The 13,758-nt window shown below is 38.6% G+C and carries 13 protein-coding genes, 14 tRNA genes, 2 rRNA genes and 2 pseudogenes (1 of these 31 running past the window's edge); 27 read left to right on the forward strand and 4 right to left on the reverse strand.

Annotated features, from left to right (window positions below; all coding sequences use genetic code 11):
- The 16 genes from AC625_RS04580 to AC625_RS04655 all read left to right on the forward strand — a co-directional run.
- Positions 1–105: ribosomal RNA gene (locus AC625_RS04580) — 23S ribosomal RNA — on the forward strand (it extends 2,898 nt beyond the left edge of the window).
- Between the two features lie 115 nt (positions 106–220).
- Positions 221–336: ribosomal RNA gene (gene rrf / locus AC625_RS04585) — 5S ribosomal RNA — on the forward strand.
- 29 nt (positions 337–365) lie between these two features.
- Positions 366–440 (forward strand) — tRNA-Asn (locus tag AC625_RS04590).
- Between the two features lie 3 nt (positions 441–443).
- Positions 444–535: transfer RNA gene (locus AC625_RS04595), tRNA-Ser, on the forward strand.
- 13 nt (positions 536–548) lie between these two features.
- Positions 549–623, forward strand: a tRNA-Glu gene (locus AC625_RS04600).
- A 10-nt stretch (positions 624–633) separates the two neighbouring features.
- Positions 634–709: transfer RNA gene (locus AC625_RS04605), tRNA-Val, on the forward strand.
- Positions 710–741: 32 nt separating this feature from the next.
- Positions 742–815 (forward strand) — tRNA-Met (locus AC625_RS04610).
- Between the two features lie 3 nt (positions 816–818).
- A tRNA-Asp gene (locus AC625_RS04615) sits at positions 819–895 on the forward strand.
- A 42-nt stretch (positions 896–937) separates the two neighbouring features.
- Positions 938–1,010 (forward strand) — tRNA-Phe (locus tag AC625_RS04620).
- A gap of 15 nt (positions 1,011–1,025) precedes the next feature.
- Positions 1,026–1,109, forward strand: a tRNA-Tyr gene (locus AC625_RS04625).
- Positions 1,110–1,117: 8 nt separating this feature from the next.
- Positions 1,118–1,191 (forward strand) — tRNA-Trp (locus AC625_RS04630).
- 25 nt (positions 1,192–1,216) lie between these two features.
- Positions 1,217–1,292, forward strand: a tRNA-His gene (locus AC625_RS04635).
- Between the two features lie 43 nt (positions 1,293–1,335).
- Positions 1,336–1,410: transfer RNA gene (locus AC625_RS04640), tRNA-Gln, on the forward strand.
- A 3-nt stretch (positions 1,411–1,413) separates the two neighbouring features.
- Positions 1,414–1,488: transfer RNA gene (locus AC625_RS04645), tRNA-Gly, on the forward strand.
- A gap of 6 nt (positions 1,489–1,494) precedes the next feature.
- Positions 1,495–1,568 (forward strand) — tRNA-Cys (locus tag AC625_RS04650).
- Between the two features lie 10 nt (positions 1,569–1,578).
- Positions 1,579–1,660: transfer RNA gene (locus AC625_RS04655), tRNA-Leu, on the forward strand.
- Between the two features lie 357 nt (positions 1,661–2,017).
- Here AC625_RS04655 and AC625_RS04660 read toward each other — a convergent pair.
- Positions 2,018–3,370 carry a D-serine ammonia-lyase gene (locus AC625_RS04660; RefSeq protein WP_049680211.1) on the reverse strand — a complete coding sequence of 451 codons (1,353 nt, stop codon included), beginning with the start codon at positions 3,368–3,370 and terminating at the stop codon, positions 2,018–2,020.
- Positions 3,371–3,520: 150 nt separating this feature from the next.
- Between AC625_RS04660 and AC625_RS04665 the strand changes: the two genes are divergently transcribed.
- Entirely contained in the window at positions 3,521–4,066 is a 546-nt protein-coding gene (locus AC625_RS04665) for a helix-turn-helix domain-containing protein (protein ID WP_049680212.1), read from the forward strand.
- Positions 4,067–4,434: 368 nt separating this feature from the next.
- Here the strand turns inward: AC625_RS04665 and AC625_RS25445 are convergent.
- Positions 4,435–4,639, reverse strand: a pseudogene (locus AC625_RS25445) (SDR family oxidoreductase); the annotation flags it as partial.
- Positions 4,640–4,671: 32 nt separating this feature from the next.
- On the opposite strand from AC625_RS25445, the gene AC625_RS27590 reads away from it, so the two are divergent.
- The 8 genes and pseudogenes from AC625_RS27590 to AC625_RS04685 all read left to right on the forward strand — a co-directional run bounded on the left by AC625_RS27590 (position 4,672) and on the right by AC625_RS04685 (position 8,881).
- The gene (locus tag AC625_RS27590) at positions 4,672–4,827 is read left to right on the forward strand and encodes a 3-hydroxyacyl-CoA dehydrogenase NAD-binding domain-containing protein (protein ID WP_281177264.1); all 156 of its coding nucleotides are present in this window, start codon (positions 4,672–4,674) and stop codon (positions 4,825–4,827) included.
- Positions 4,828–4,846: 19 nt separating this feature from the next.
- Positions 4,847–4,909, forward strand: coding sequence for a hypothetical protein (locus tag AC625_RS28110; protein WP_082191238.1), 63 nt, complete (start codon positions 4,847–4,849; stop codon positions 4,907–4,909).
- 82 nt (positions 4,910–4,991) lie between these two features.
- The gene (locus tag AC625_RS28115; protein WP_082191239.1) at positions 4,992–5,048 is read left to right on the forward strand and encodes a hypothetical protein; all 57 of its coding nucleotides are present in this window, start codon (positions 4,992–4,994) and stop codon (positions 5,046–5,048) included.
- Positions 5,032–5,349 carry a 3-hydroxyacyl-CoA dehydrogenase family protein gene (locus tag AC625_RS27595; RefSeq protein ID WP_053178008.1) on the forward strand — a complete coding sequence of 106 codons (318 nt, stop codon included), beginning with the start codon at positions 5,032–5,034 and terminating at the stop codon, positions 5,347–5,349. Before AC625_RS28115 ends, AC625_RS27595 begins: the two co-directional genes overlap by 17 nt.
- 110 nt (positions 5,350–5,459) lie before the next feature.
- Positions 5,460–5,588 (forward strand): hypothetical protein, encoded by a 129-nt coding sequence (locus tag AC625_RS28120; RefSeq protein ID WP_281177214.1) that lies wholly within the window; start codon positions 5,460–5,462, stop codon positions 5,586–5,588.
- Between the two features lie 514 nt (positions 5,589–6,102).
- Positions 6,103–7,486: pseudogene (locus AC625_RS04675) on the forward strand (GntP family permease).
- A 33-nt stretch (positions 7,487–7,519) separates the two neighbouring features.
- Entirely contained in the window at positions 7,520–8,215 is a 696-nt protein-coding gene (locus tag AC625_RS04680; protein ID WP_049680213.1) for a CoA transferase subunit A, read from the forward strand.
- A 15-nt stretch (positions 8,216–8,230) separates the two neighbouring features.
- On the forward strand, positions 8,231–8,881 hold the full coding sequence (locus AC625_RS04685) for a 3-oxoacid CoA-transferase subunit B (RefSeq protein ID WP_049680214.1): 651 nt from the start codon (positions 8,231–8,233) through the stop codon (positions 8,879–8,881).
- Positions 8,882–9,361: 480 nt separating this feature from the next.
- On the opposite strand, the gene AC625_RS04690 is transcribed toward AC625_RS04685, so the two are convergent.
- Together AC625_RS04690 and AC625_RS04695 are read right to left on the reverse strand one after the other, a co-directional pair.
- Positions 9,362–10,459, reverse strand: a complete 1,098-nt coding sequence (locus AC625_RS04690) for an AbrB family transcriptional regulator (RefSeq protein ID WP_049680215.1) — start codon at positions 10,457–10,459, stop codon at positions 9,362–9,364.
- A 42-nt stretch (positions 10,460–10,501) separates the two neighbouring features.
- Positions 10,502–11,185 carry an MBL fold metallo-hydrolase gene (locus AC625_RS04695; protein ID WP_245644935.1) on the reverse strand — a complete coding sequence of 228 codons (684 nt, stop codon included), beginning with the start codon at positions 11,183–11,185 and terminating at the stop codon, positions 10,502–10,504.
- A 205-nt stretch (positions 11,186–11,390) separates the two neighbouring features.
- On the opposite strand from AC625_RS04695, the gene AC625_RS04700 reads away from it, so the two are divergent.
- Together AC625_RS04700 and AC625_RS04705 are read left to right on the forward strand one after the other, a co-directional pair.
- The gene (locus tag AC625_RS04700; RefSeq protein ID WP_049680217.1) at positions 11,391–12,272 is read left to right on the forward strand and encodes a TetR/AcrR family transcriptional regulator; all 882 of its coding nucleotides are present in this window, start codon (positions 11,391–11,393) and stop codon (positions 12,270–12,272) included.
- Between the two features lie 500 nt (positions 12,273–12,772).
- Positions 12,773–13,558, forward strand: a complete 786-nt coding sequence (locus AC625_RS04705) for an HAD family hydrolase (protein WP_049680218.1) — start codon at positions 12,773–12,775, stop codon at positions 13,556–13,558.
- The last annotated feature ends 200 nt before the right edge of the window (positions 13,559–13,758 follow it).

Consider the following 13,758-nt stretch of genomic DNA (forward strand, 5'->3'; position numbering starts at 1 on the left):
ATAGCGTAAGCTGATCCCTGAAAGATGATCAGGTTGATAGGTCAGAGGTGGAAGCGTGGCGACATGTGGAGCTGACTGATACTAATCGATCGAGGACTTAACCTTATTGTTCTTGAAAAAAGCAAAAAATCTTCTTATTATCTAGTTTTGAAAGAATGAAAAAATATTATTGACTTTATTTTAAAGTGTGATATAATAATAAGTGTCTTTCAGAAAGTTGTCTGGTAATGATGGCAAAGAGGTCACACCCGTTCCCATTCCGAACACGGAAGTTAAGTTCTTTTGCGCCGATGGTAGTTGGGGGTTTCCCCCTGTGAGAGTAGGACGTTGCCAGGCAGTTTATTTTTAAAACCACATTATATTATTCCGCAGTAGCTCAGTGGTAGAGCATTCGGCTGTTAACCGAACGGTCGTAGGTTCGAGTCCTACCTGCGGAGCCATATGGAGAGCTGTCCGAGTGGCCGAAGGAGCACGATTGGAAATCGTGTAGACGGGTAACCCTGTCTCAAGGGTTCAAATCCCTTGCTCTCCGCCATTCTAATTAATGTGGCCCCTTGGTCAAGCGGTTAAGACACCGCCCTTTCACGGCGGTAACACGGGTTCGAATCCCGTAGGGGTCACCATATACATAACGGAGGATTAGCTCAGCTGGGAGAGCATCTGCCTTACAAGCAGAGGGTCGGCGGTTCGATCCCGTCATCCTCCACCATTATTTTAATAAAATTTCATCATTTCTATTATCGCGGGGTGGAGCAGTCTGGTAGCTCGTCGGGCTCATAACCCGAAGGTCGCAGGTTCAAATCCTGTCCCCGCAATCTGGTCCGGTAGTTCAGTTGGTTAGAATGCCTGCCTGTCACGCAGGAGGTCGCGGGTTCGAGTCCCGTCCGGACCGCCATTTTTATTCAGTAGTTAAACTTTCTATTGATATAAAATTTATGGCTCAGTAGCTCAGTCGGTAGAGCAAAGGACTGAAAATCCTTGTGTCGGCGGTTCGATTCCGTCCTGAGCCATCATTAGTTTAATATGGAGGGGTAGCGAAGTGGCTAAACGCGGCGGACTGTAAATCCGCTCCTTCGGGTTCGGCAGTTCGAATCTGCCCCCCTCCACCATTTATTATAGGGGTATAGTTTAAAGGTAGAACAAAGGTCTCCAAAACCTTCGGTGTGGGTTCAATTCCTACTACCCCTGCCAACTTAAAAAATTATTTTACATCATGGCGGTTGTGGCGAAGTGGTTAACGCACCTGATTGTGGTTCAGGCATTCGTGGGTTCGATTCCCATCAGTCGCCCCATTTTTAAACATAATGAATTGATTATTGAATAGATATGTAACAATGGGCTATAGCCAAGCGGTAAGGCAACGGATTTTGATTCCGTCATGCGAAGGTTCGAACCCTTCTAGCCCAGCCATATGCGGAAGTAGTTCAGTGGTAGAATACAACCTTGCCAAGGTTGGGGTCGCGGGTTCGAATCCCGTCTTCCGCTCCAAAAGATGGCGGCATAGCCAAGCGGTAAGGCAGAGGTCTGCAAAACCTTTATCACCGGTTCAATTCCGGTTGCCGCCTCCATAAAATTTTTGCCGGTGTGGCGGAATAGGCAGACGCGCACGACTCAAAATCGTGTTCCGTAAGGAGTGCCGGTTCGACCCCGGCCACCGGTATCAAATGGTCGAGTTAAAGAAAATGCACTAGTAAAAGAGTTCTCACATTTTGTGAGGACTCTTTTTTGATTCTTCATAAATAGCAAAAATAGTGTCTTAACACAGGAAACCTTTGTAGATTTGAAAGCAACATGTTGCTCCCTTTGATTAGCTATTTTTAATAATGTAGGATTTTTTCTTATTACGCAAACGGACCAGATTGTGGAACGATACCATCTTCTAAACTTTAATGTCTAAATTAAAGTTTAGAAGAGTTTGTGTGGGGTATCTATACTATTGGGAGGTTAGTTTAATAAGAAAAGAAATTTTAAATATAAAAACACAGGGTTAAACTACCCCGTGTTAAATTACTTCTGTTTATCTAACGCTAATTTCAAACCCTTTTTGATAATATTGCTTCTTCATTTCTTCAGGAACCATGCTTCCACCAGTTCCCCAAATAATATGTGTACCCTTACTCATCTTTTCCGTTAAACTATGCTTCTGTAAATAACCGATGCCCTCTTTACATAATTTACTTGGTCCTATCATGCCTGCTAGTGCAGAAGGTTCTAAATGGAGCCCCTCTGTATCGACTAATTCTTTTAGCAACTTATACAACTGTTCATCGCTAACCGTATAATTACCACTTAAAAAAGGCTCAATAGTTTTACCGACAAACCCAGATGGCTTTCCTACAGCGAGTCCATCCGCGTCTGTTACATTATCGATACCAAGATCTTGTACAGAAACTTTATCATGAAGTCCTGTCATTAAACCGAGTAACATACATGGTGAGTGGGTAGGTTCCGCAAAGAAACAGTGAACATGGTCTTGATACAATAATTTCAAACCAAAAGCTACGCCTCCAGGGCCACCACCTACTCCACATGGAAGATAAACAAACAAAGGATGATTCTCATCTATTGTTATCTGTAACTCTTCTAATTGGTTTTTTAATCGGGACGCGGCCACTGCGTATCCTAAAAATAGATCGTGGGAATTTTCATCATCCACAAAATAACATGTAGGGTCCCTATCTGCTTGGATTCGACCTTCTTCTACAGCTTTACTATAATCAGCTTCATATTCAATAACTTTGACATTTTTGCTTCTAAGCAAGTCTTTTTTCCACTGTTTTGCATCAGCTGACATATGAACAGAAACATTAAAACCTAACTTTGCACTGATGATGCCAATACTAAGTCCTAAATTTCCAGTAGAGCCTACTGCGATTGAATATTGTGAGAAGAAGGTTCGAAACCTATCACTATCTAAGATCGAATAATCATCATGAATCGTTAACAATTGATGTTGAAAAGCTAATTCTTCTGCATGTTTGAGAATTTCATAAATTCCTCCCCTTGCTTTAATAGAACCTGAGATAGGAAGGTGACTATCACATTTTAGTAATAATTCGCCTAATATAGGCTGCTGATATTCCTGTTCTAATGAATGTTTCATCGAAGGAATTCGTACTAAAGGAGATTCTATGATACCATTCGATGCTTTTGTTTCAGGGAAAACCTTGGCGATATATGGGGCAAAACGTTTCAACCTTTCCTCTGCAGCATTTACATCGTCTTGAGTAAGGGGGGATTTAATAATTCCCGTTTGAAATTTTTCGACATTTGGATTTAGCCAAAATACTTCATCCATCGAAATGAGCTTATTTAGTAAAGGATATTGGTCTTTCCATGTTTGTAGTTCTTTGCTTTCAATCTCTTTCATTTGTTTGTCCCTCCTAATTTCTTGTAGCAATTTGATTTATAAATTATAATTAAATAAACTTAAATACAGTTTAACACACGATTATCTTGTCGTTAAATATTATTAATTATATTTAAATTAAATTTAATATTTTATAAAGGAGTATCGATTATGGAAAATATAGATATTGGTAAGAAAGTTGAAAAATATAGAAAAGCTAAAGGATTAAGTAGTAGAGAGTTAGCAAAATTAGCTGATATTACACCTTCAATGTTAAGCCAAATTGAACGAGGATTGGCGAATCCTTCTATTCAAACCTTAAAGGTCTTAGCTAAAACCCTAAATGTTCCAACTTTTAGTTTTTTACTTGAAGAAACAATTACGGAGGATTTAGTCGTTAGGTCCAGTAAACGTAAGAAAATGATCATTGATAATTTGTCTTATGAGTTATTGTCGCCGGATTTTACGGGGAATTTAACAACAGCGATTATGAACGTTCCTTCGAATACTTCTTCATCCGAGAATCTTCTAGAACATAAAGGAGAAGAAGTAGCATTTATTTTAGAAGGAAAAATTAAGGTGTATTTGGGTGAAGAAGAATATCTATTAGAAGCTGGTGATAGCGTAAAAATACCAGCAAATTTGAAACATAAATGGGAAAATAATTTTAGTCAAAATGCAATTGTATTATTTTCAGTTACCCCACCTGCGTTTTAATGTAGATAACTGTAAAATGGTATTCAACAGGCGGGCAACTTTTAAGCAACACTGGTAGAACAAGATCAGACTTTTTTATAACCCAATAACCTTATTAATGCCGAGAAATGAGCGAAGTCTTTGTATGGATTGGCGAGATCGTTTGAAAAAATCAAAGGAAAAAAGGAGAAATTTGAACTGGGTAGAAAGATGCTTATGAATAAAATGAAATAATATAAATTGACCCCGAACATATGATTTATGTCCGGGGCCTTGTTTTTTTATAGTGAGGCTATAGCTTTACAATATAATTAGATGTTTCAGGTCCCTCGCGATTAAAGAGTGTACGACAAATTTAACTATTATTTGTAAAAAACCACACTAGTTGTTTATTGTGCCGTATACCCACCATCAAGTACAACAGCTTGCCCAGTAATGCCACGTGCTTTTTCGCTTGCAAGGAAGGATAGCGTAATCGGCGATTTCACTGACAGCGAGCAAATGCTTCTGAGGCACGAGCGGGTAAATGACTTCTTCCAAAACACTTTCTAAGGGTACTTGTCTTGTTATTGCCAGGTCTTGAAGCTGTCCGCGCGGCGGATTTTATTATTGAGGCGATTCCAGAAGTGATTGAGCTCAAGTGGAATTTGTATCAAGAATTAGCGTTGTTGATCAAATCAGAAGCAATTATTGCTTCTGATACATCTACTTATTCAATATCTCGTCTAGTTGGAAAGACGTCATTTGCGGAGAGGATGATAATCACTCACTCATTTCTTTAATCCAGGCCATCTTGTTCCTTTGGTTGAGATCGTGAAACATGACCAGACCAAAGTAGAAGTAGTGGAGGTAACGCTAGAATGAATTCGTAGCATCGGCAAGTCTCCCATGCTCTTAAAAAAAAGAGATTTCAGGATTTGTTGCCAATCGTTTGCAGACAGCTTTAATGCGTGAAGCGTTTTATTTGTTAAAAGAAGGAGTAGCGAGTGCCAAAGGATATTGATACGGCAGTAACTGCGGGTCCAGGCTTCCGTTGGGCATTTACCGGGCCAATTGAAATTGCCGACTTTGGAGGACTTGATACATGGAAAAGAGTGTTTGATAATGTTGCATCTGATTTAGATCAAAGCATTGATGCGCCTGCAGTCATCCGCGATTTGATTGATCAGGAAAAAATAGGAATTAAATCAGGTGAAGGGATCTATAACTATGAAACAATTTCTGTTTCTCAGAAATTAACTGAAAGAGATCGTCATTTTACTAGGCGCAATAGAATAAAAAACATCCATGAGCAGCTGATCTAAAGCTCAACGAAAAAGGTTCAGGTTCTAAAAATGGCATCACCTATGAACGTGGCGGTGCGGAGCTGATTGTGCGAAGCCCCACCCCTTTTCCACAAAAGGAGGAAGCATAAATGAGAGACGTAGTAATCGTAGGGGCAGCATGGCTTGTTGCCTTAGGAAAAGCTGTCTCGAAAAGGACGCTCCTCTACTTTATCTGTTTAACGTGCTTAATACGGTATTTAGTAGTTGTGCAACTTTAATTTGGGACAGTTTTTTAACTTGTAAATTGAGATGTGTAAGATAAAACGAACATGATTTTAATGTTCTTTTACTAGCTGTTAAAAAAAAAACGAACAGTAATAGGACTAGTTTCGGATTTTTCATGAGCGGTTTCTAATTGGTTTACGAAAAATCAACTTCCTTAAAATTAAATTTTCAAGGAGGATATGAATGAATTAAATCGAAATATTGTTCTAAGAACATGCATAGTTAAGTTTGGCATGGGACTTGCATAAATATAAGATGAATGGTTTCTCTGTGAGATAAATAGTTTGTAAGCATGTATTTAGTAGTTAGGATTTTATTTATGTAAGCGTTCGCTGTTAGTGGAGAAGTTGGTCATCATCTGAGAATTCTTTAGAAGCATCCTATTTGAACTGACTTGGGGAAGGTAGGTTTAAATGGGAATAGGTTAAATTAGAGAATCATAGTTATCTTGAGAGGCTGAAGTTTTTTGGGGGATGGGCTTTAATTTGAATTAAAGGGGGAATTTACTTGGCTATTCAGATTATTGCTATTGTATTGGCTTTAGGTTTGTTGATCTTTTTGGCGTATCGGGGTTATCTAGTTATTATTATCGCGCCGCTTGTTACATTACTTGCTGTTGTTTTATCTGGAGGACTTTTGTTGCCAAGCTATACGGAAATGCATATAACAAATTATCCTAATTATGTGAAATCATTTTTCCAAATCTTTTTATTAGGAGCCATATTCGGGAAAGTAACGGAAATGAGCGGTGCAGCGGCATCAATTGCTCAAACGATTGTAAAAAAATAGGTTCGAAACGGGCAATCCTATCTGTTGTATTAGCCTGTTCCGCATTGACATATGGCGGCGTTTCCTTGTTTGTAGTTGCATTCGCTGTGTATCCATTCGCAGCTGCTATTTTTAAAGAAGCAGATATTCCTAAACGACTTATTCCAGGAACGATAGCGCTTGGAGCATTTACTTATACAATGGATGCACTTTCAGGAACCCCGCAAATCCAAAATATCATTCCAACGAATTATTTTGGAACAGATACTTATGCAGCGCCATTAATTGGAATTATCGGAGCCATTATCGTATTTGTTGGCGGAATGATCTGGCTAGAGCGCCGCCGTAAACAAGCTTTGGTCAAAGGGAAAGGGGATGGAACTGGCTATATTAATGAACCAGAAAGTACGGAAAATGCGCCACTTCTAAATCTTGGTTGGCGATAGTACCACTCGTCCTTGTCATTCTATTTAACTATCTGTTTAGCAGAAGTGGGATTTCGGTTAAAAACTGGTATGATCAAACCGTATTAGCAGACACATTCAATATTGAAAATGTTAGTACAGTGACTTCATCTTGGTCATTGATTGTCGCCCTAACGATGGGCGTTCTGGCTGTTATGCTTCTCAATGTTAAGCGCATTAAAGTAAAACTTGCGACTGGATTGACAGCAGGTGCAATGGGTTCATTGCTGGCTATTTTTAACACAGCATCTGAAGTTGGATTTGGGAATGTAGTTAAAACATTACCTGGCTTTAAAGTGATTCAAGACTCCGTTTTCAATGCTAGCAGCAACCCGATCGTCTCTGAAGTGATTGCTGTAAACGTTCTTGCGGGTATTACCGGTTCTGCTTCCGGCGGATTGTCCATCGCTTTGGAAGTAATGGGAAGTCACTATTTGCAATTGGCACAAAACCTTGGCATTACTCCTGAGATGCTCCATCGGATCGCTTCCATGGCTTCCAGTGGAATGGATACACTTTCACATAATGGAGCAGTTATCACACTACTTGCCATTACAGGGTTAACACATCGTCAATCTTATAAGGATATTTTTATCATTACGATTTTGAAAACAGTAGCCGTATTTATTCTTGCATTTTCAGCATCACTATTTATCTAAAAATACGCACAGTAAAAGAATGGAGATGGAAAAATGGATAAAGTCCTATCATCATTAGACGAAGTAATGCGTCAAATTAAGGATGGAGCGACAATTGTCGTTGGTGGCTTCGGTTTATGTGGAATTCCAGAAAAATTAATTACGAGTTTACGAGATAAAGGAGTAAAAGATTTAACGATTGTCAGCAATAATTGTGGTGTCGACGACTGGGGACTAGGTTTGCTTTTGGAAAATAAACAAATTAAAAAAATGGTCGCATCCTATGTAGGGGAAAATAAATTATTTGAACAACAATTTTTAAGTGGTGAACTTGAGGTAGAGCTTGTTCCTCAAGGTACACTTGCTGAACGCTTACGAGCAGGCGGAGCAGGAATTCCTGCTTTTTATACAGCGACAGGAGTAGGGACAGAGGTGGCTAAAGGGAAAGAGCATAAAGAATTTGATGGGAAAACATATATTATGGAAAAAGGGATTGTTGGCGATTTCGCGTTTGTGAAGGCGTGGAAAGCAGATCCGTTTGGCAATCTTGTTTATCGGAAAACGGCTAGAAACTTTAATCCAGTAGTTGCCACAGCTGGGAAAATGACAATCGCAGAGGTTGAAGAGATTGTTGGAATCGGTGAACTGAATCCGGATGAAATTCATACGTCCGGCGTGTACGTTCAAAAAGTTTTTGTTGGTGAGAATTATGAAAAGCGAATTGAAAGGCTTACAACAGCTAACGCATAAAGGGGAGGGATTGTTATGACTGGAAGAAAACGTATTCTAGAACGTGCTGTTAAAGAATTACAAGATGGAATGTGTGTGAATTTAGGAATTGGGATGCCTACCCTGATTGCCAATATGATTCCAGAAGATGTTGATGTCATGTTACAAACAGAAAATGGCTTACTTGGAATTGGTGCATATCCGAAAGAACTCGAAGTGGACCCAGATTTGATTAATGCTGGGAAAGAAACGGTCACAGCAAAAGCAGGTGCTTCCTATTTTGATAGTGCTGAATCGTTTTCGATGATACGAGGTGGCCATATTGATCTTGCTATTCTTGGCGGGATGGAGGTTTCAAAAAATGGCGACTTGGCAAACTGGATGATCCCAGGGAAAATGGTAAAAGGAATGGGGGGCGCAATGGACTTAGTGCAGGGCGCTAAACGAATAGTCGTGATTATGGACCATGTGAATAAGCATGGAGAGTCCAAAGTCAAGAATACCTGTACCTTGCCACTAACCGGTCAAGGCGTCGTTCATTGCCTGATCACGGACTTAGCTGTATTCCACTTCCCTGAATCAGGCATGGAATTGGTGGAGCTACAAAAAGGAGTTACACTTGATGAAGTAAAAGTGAAAACGGAAGCGGTTTTTGTGGTAAGCGAGTCTTTGAAGGTTAATAAGTAAACTGAAGTATTCACTTGAATGAAGTTTAGAGTTAGTAAGGCTATTTGTTGTTTATAATTATGTTTGATTAATTTGAAACGAATAACTTTGATAAACGATCTAAAAGAAGGAGAGTATTTTACAAAAGAATTGATCAATGCACGCTCTAATTTTTTCAATCGATTCAATGTTTATCAAAATGTTTGATCATTTCTATGCTCCTTTTCTTGTAATACGCCTTCAACAGAATAATGGAGGAACATCTATTAGTGGATTAGTTTTAAAAGAACAGCGGCCCTAAAAACAATTAGGCCATTACTTAAATCGGCAGCACCCGTAAAACGTCTAAGCAGACAGTGACAAAAAGCTGGTTTTCACCACGTTAAGCGGTGTAGCCAGCTTTTGTTGTACTTCTTTGTTTTGAGGGACGGAGTTATGCATATTTGACAATAAAATAATCAATCTATTTTCTAGACTAATCACAAATCGATGGTGCCTTTCTTAGCCCTTATTCTGACGCCTTTTCTTAAATATCCCCTTTAATAACGAAGGCACTACTAAGAAGATAAATAAAGTTCGGAATAACTGGTAACAGATAACAACTGAGAGATCTGCGTTTACTTCCTTTGCGATAATCGCCATCTGGTCCATTCCCCCAGGGGAAAGGCTTAAAAAAGCTGTCATAAGAGTTACTGTATGCAATTTGGTCAGTAAAAGACTCAGACCAATAGAGCATGCGATCAACACAACCCCACTCATGAACGCTAATAATGTGATTTTGAACTTATTCTGCAAATCTTCAGGTTTAAGTAATAATCCAATATAACCTCCAATCAACAACTGAGAGCAATTTAGGAAAACCGATGGAAGGGCAGGCCCATGAAAGCCTGATAGATTGAGAATAATCGTGGCGATCATCGGTCCCAATAAAAAAGCTGTTGGAAATTTGATTTTCTTTCCAAGTAGGGCGAAGATCGTGCAAACAACGGCAAATACTAAAATATGTGGAAATAACTCCCCCCAGCTCGCAGTCCTGGTTTGAATGGAACTCATAAACGAATCGTTGCTCTGGATTTCAAATAAAGGACTAAAAATTAGCATAGGTACAAAGAAAATGATCATCATTAATCTGGAGACCTGTAAGAAGGTAACAACTGTTAGATCGATCCCCTTTATATCCTCAGCTAATGGAATCATTTGACTAAGTCCACCAGGAATACTCCCCATTAAAACCGTTGGAAATGGGATTCCTGATAATCTTGATATAAACAATGCGATAATAGAGGTACAAAACAAAAGTAGCACTGTCAGCAGAACCATCGAGGGGAACTGTTGACCAATTTGTTTTACCGTCGACATCGTAAACGACAGACCGATTGTATATCCTATAATACCCATTCCAATATTTCGAACCGATCCAGGCCAAAATGGCTTAATCATTTTAAAAAATCTTGAACCGATGAGGACAAAAATCATCGATCCAAGAAGCCAGGGTATAGGCATATGAAACATTTGAAATATTAGCGCACCGAGAATAGCAATTATACTAGTGATCAGAAATTGAATCCATTTATTTTCAGTCATATATTGATTTTTCATGAAATCACTTCTTTTCATTTGTTAATGACGTCAAATCGGTTATCAACTCAAGGTCGCAATCAATTTCTCAATTCGTTTGTTTACATGATTGTTAAAAATGCCCCCATGGTAACAAATGACAGTTTCGATTGGGTACTTCTTGAATTGGTGGAGGGATTTCAGTGCAGTATCCATATCCGGAGTATTATTAGGATTCGGGCCTAATAGTTCCCCGTTGTGTACAACCAAAGCGTCTCCAGCAATTAGTGTTTTGCTTGCCTCGTGATACAGACTAATATGACCTGGCGTATGCCCCGGAGTATGAATAACAATTAAGCCACCGCCAAAGGGTAATCTTCCACCATCTGTTACGGAATGAGTAACATTCGCAGGAGTTGAATTGGAAAAGGCCGTTTCAAAATCTAAGCGATGCTTCTCGGGTATTGACTGAAGAACGCTCCTTTTTTTCTCTTCATTTAATTTGAGGAATGGGATTTCACCGTCGATATAGGCTTTGTCATCTTTATGAGCATACACATCTACTTGCCGACTATTATTTGCTAAAAATTGGGGTAAACTTCCAACATGGTCTATATCTTGATGGGTAAGAATAATCGAATGAGGTTCAGTTGGACCAATTCCAGCTTGACGAATTAACTCAATGATTTCCTGATAATTACCCGGTATCCCAGTATCCACTAGGACATAGGAAGTAGAATCGTAAATAACTGTTGGATGAATGATCATTTTGTACTCTCCAATGTTGATCGATAATTCCAGCATTTCAATGCCATTAGCAATTTTCATATTCACCAAAGCATTAAGCTTTGGTTCACCTCCATATTTTTCGGATAGAAACCTACGAGTTCATTATATGACTTTTGGGTTTTTGGATCAACCCCAATATTGACCATATAGTTGCAGCATGTCAGAATAACTAGAGGTGGTAATGATGGAAGAATTAAAGAAACAACAAATATTGAATACAGCTATGAATGTATTTAAGGAAAAAGGCTATATCTCTTCTTCGATGCAAGATATAGCTGAAGCCTGTGGGATGGCAAAAGGTAGCATCTATAAAATTTTTCCTTCCAAAGAAGAGTTATTCACGGAAGTGTTCGTTGTATGCCATCAAAGGATGTTTGACCAAGCAAGTGAACTAGATTGTGCCGGACGACAAGAGGAACTAATACCAAAGGAGAAATTTAGGAGAAAGATAGAATTTCAGATACAGTACATGATTGAAAATTATTTTTTTATGGTAGAGTTTAAAGAATTGCCAATCAAAGATAATGAGAAATTTATATCGGTATGGAAGAAAAAAAGAGCTATGCTGCTCTTATGGCATCGGGATTGTTTTTTGGAAGTTTATGGAGATGGTATACAGAGCTATATCTGGGATATCGTGGCGATTTTTAGAGGACTTCTAAAAGAATATTTATCCCATGTCATTCAAAAGGTGATAGCACTACCGATGTCAGATCTGGCCCTTTTTATAGTCGAAAGAATGGACGCTGTTGTGATGGATTTGACATCTACACAACCTGAGCCTGTATTAAAAGAAACCAATATATACTTTAATCATTTGAATCCAATAGATTTGCAGACGCAGCAGGAAACGGTTCGTGAATTTTTGCAATCATTCTCGTTAAAAATAAGTGAACTTCAAAAACCTGAGAGTGTCCGGAAAGAGCTGTTGGAGGTTATTAGTCTATTTGAGAAGGAACTCGAACTAGAAACTCCCAATACAACATTGCTACACGTGTTTACAACATATCTAGAAACAATTTCTGAGCTAAGACCTTATGTCCGACAGCTTAACTTAATGATTTAAACATAAAGAATCGTCAGCATTTTCTGGAATGTTATACACTAAGTATTGATTTACTTGAAAACAGCTAATTTCCTGTAATAGAACAATGCTTCAAATATTGAGCCCTTCTAAACGTTGTTAAAAAGGGGAGAACCGTTTTAAAATATGCTTTACGTCGTAACCGCATTTTTCCTAACGGTACCCCCTTGTTTAACAATTTTCGTCGATAGTGGAATAAATAGAGATGCTACATTTCTACAATAGAAATTTTTCCAAATTAATAAATAATCATTCTATATCGCAAATCTACTGATAAATAGTTCATCTTTTTTATAAACGGTGAGACTTTGTACTGATCCAATTGTAAAATGTCGGTTCAAAAATTTGTAATGATCAAGAACTTCACAAGAAATTGTACAGAAAATAAACAATTTTATATTATATGTTTCAACTTCCTTTTCAACGTAACTAAAGGTGTATATGATAGAGTTATACATAATTTGAACTAGGAGCTGTTGAACGTGATTAAAGCGATTTTTTTTGATTTGGATGATACCCTTCTATGGGACCAAAAAAGTATAAGTGAGGCGTTTAAAGCTACTTGCGAGTATGCTGCAGAGAAATATGAAGTCGATGCTGAGCAATTAGAGGAAGCGGTGCGAGAAGAAGCGCGGGAGCTTTACGCATCATATGATACCTATTCTTTTACACAAATGATTGGCATTAATCCGTTTGAAGGGTTGTGGGGCGATTTCGGTGATGAGGGGATCGAATTTGGAAAGATGAAGGAGTTTGCACCTGCCTACCGCCGAGATTCTTGGATTAGAGGCTTAAAGTCGCTTGGGATCAATGATGAAGAATTCGGTGCTGAACTAGCGGAACGCTTCCCTCTTGAGCGGAAAAAGCGCCCTTTTCTCTATGACGAAACGTTCCAGGTGTTGAATGAGCTGCATGATAAATATCGTTTATTATTGCTGACAAACGGTTCACCAGAATTACAAAATACGAAACTAGCTATTACTCCTGAACTTGTTCCATATTTTGACCATATTGTTATTTCTGGAGGATTCGGAAAAGGGAAGCCTGACGTATCTATTTTCGAACATGCATTAGAACGTATGAATGTGAGTAAGGATGAGGTCTTGATGGTTGGTGATAATTTAATGACAGACATCCTCGGAGCATCTCGTTGCGGCATTCAGTCCGTTTGGATTAATCGACATGAGAAAGAACGAAATGAGGTTATTCCAACTTATGAGATTACTCATTTAGAAGAATTATATCCTATTCTGCAGTCTTTGAAATAAAAGAAACAATTACTTGCTTCCCTGAACTATTTTTGAAATGACAGAGTTATGGATAAAATATAGATGTTTGGAATAAACGGTCTACTACAGATAGCGGATAATTTTTCCTAAGAAAGGTTTAACAATCCGTTCATGCAGAAGAATAGCAGAAAAGAATTGAAATATGTTTATTGTGAAATCAATTCCGGATGAGAAGGCAC

Source organism: Peribacillus loiseleuriae (assembly GCF_001183985.1).
Classification (GTDB): Bacteria; Bacillota; Bacilli; order Bacillales; family DSM-1321; genus Peribacillus; species Peribacillus loiseleuriae.

Coding starts and splice junctions, on each gene's coding strand:
- AC625_RS04660 (WP_049680211.1), bottom strand. CDS start 3,370: ATGAAAGAGATTGAAAGCAAAGAACTACAAACATGGAAAGACCAATAT.
- AC625_RS04665 (WP_049680212.1), top strand. CDS start 3,521: ATGGAAAATATAGATATTGGTAAGAAAGTTGAAAAATATAGAAAAGCT.
- AC625_RS28120 (WP_281177214.1), top strand. CDS start 5,460: ATGAGAGACGTAGTAATCGTAGGGGCAGCATGGCTTGTTGCCTTAGGA.
- AC625_RS04680 (WP_049680213.1), top strand. CDS start 7,520: ATGGATAAAGTCCTATCATCATTAGACGAAGTAATGCGTCAAATTAAG.
- AC625_RS04685 (WP_049680214.1), top strand. CDS start 8,231: ATGACTGGAAGAAAACGTATTCTAGAACGTGCTGTTAAAGAATTACAA.
- AC625_RS04690 (WP_049680215.1), bottom strand. CDS start 10,459: ATGAAAAATCAATATATGACTGAAAATAAATGGATTCAATTTCTGATC.
- AC625_RS04695 (WP_245644935.1), bottom strand. CDS start 11,185: ATGATCATTCATCCAACAGTTATTTACGATTCTACTTCCTATGTCCTA.
- AC625_RS04700 (WP_049680217.1), top strand. CDS start 11,391: ATGGAAGAATTAAAGAAACAACAAATATTGAATACAGCTATGAATGTA.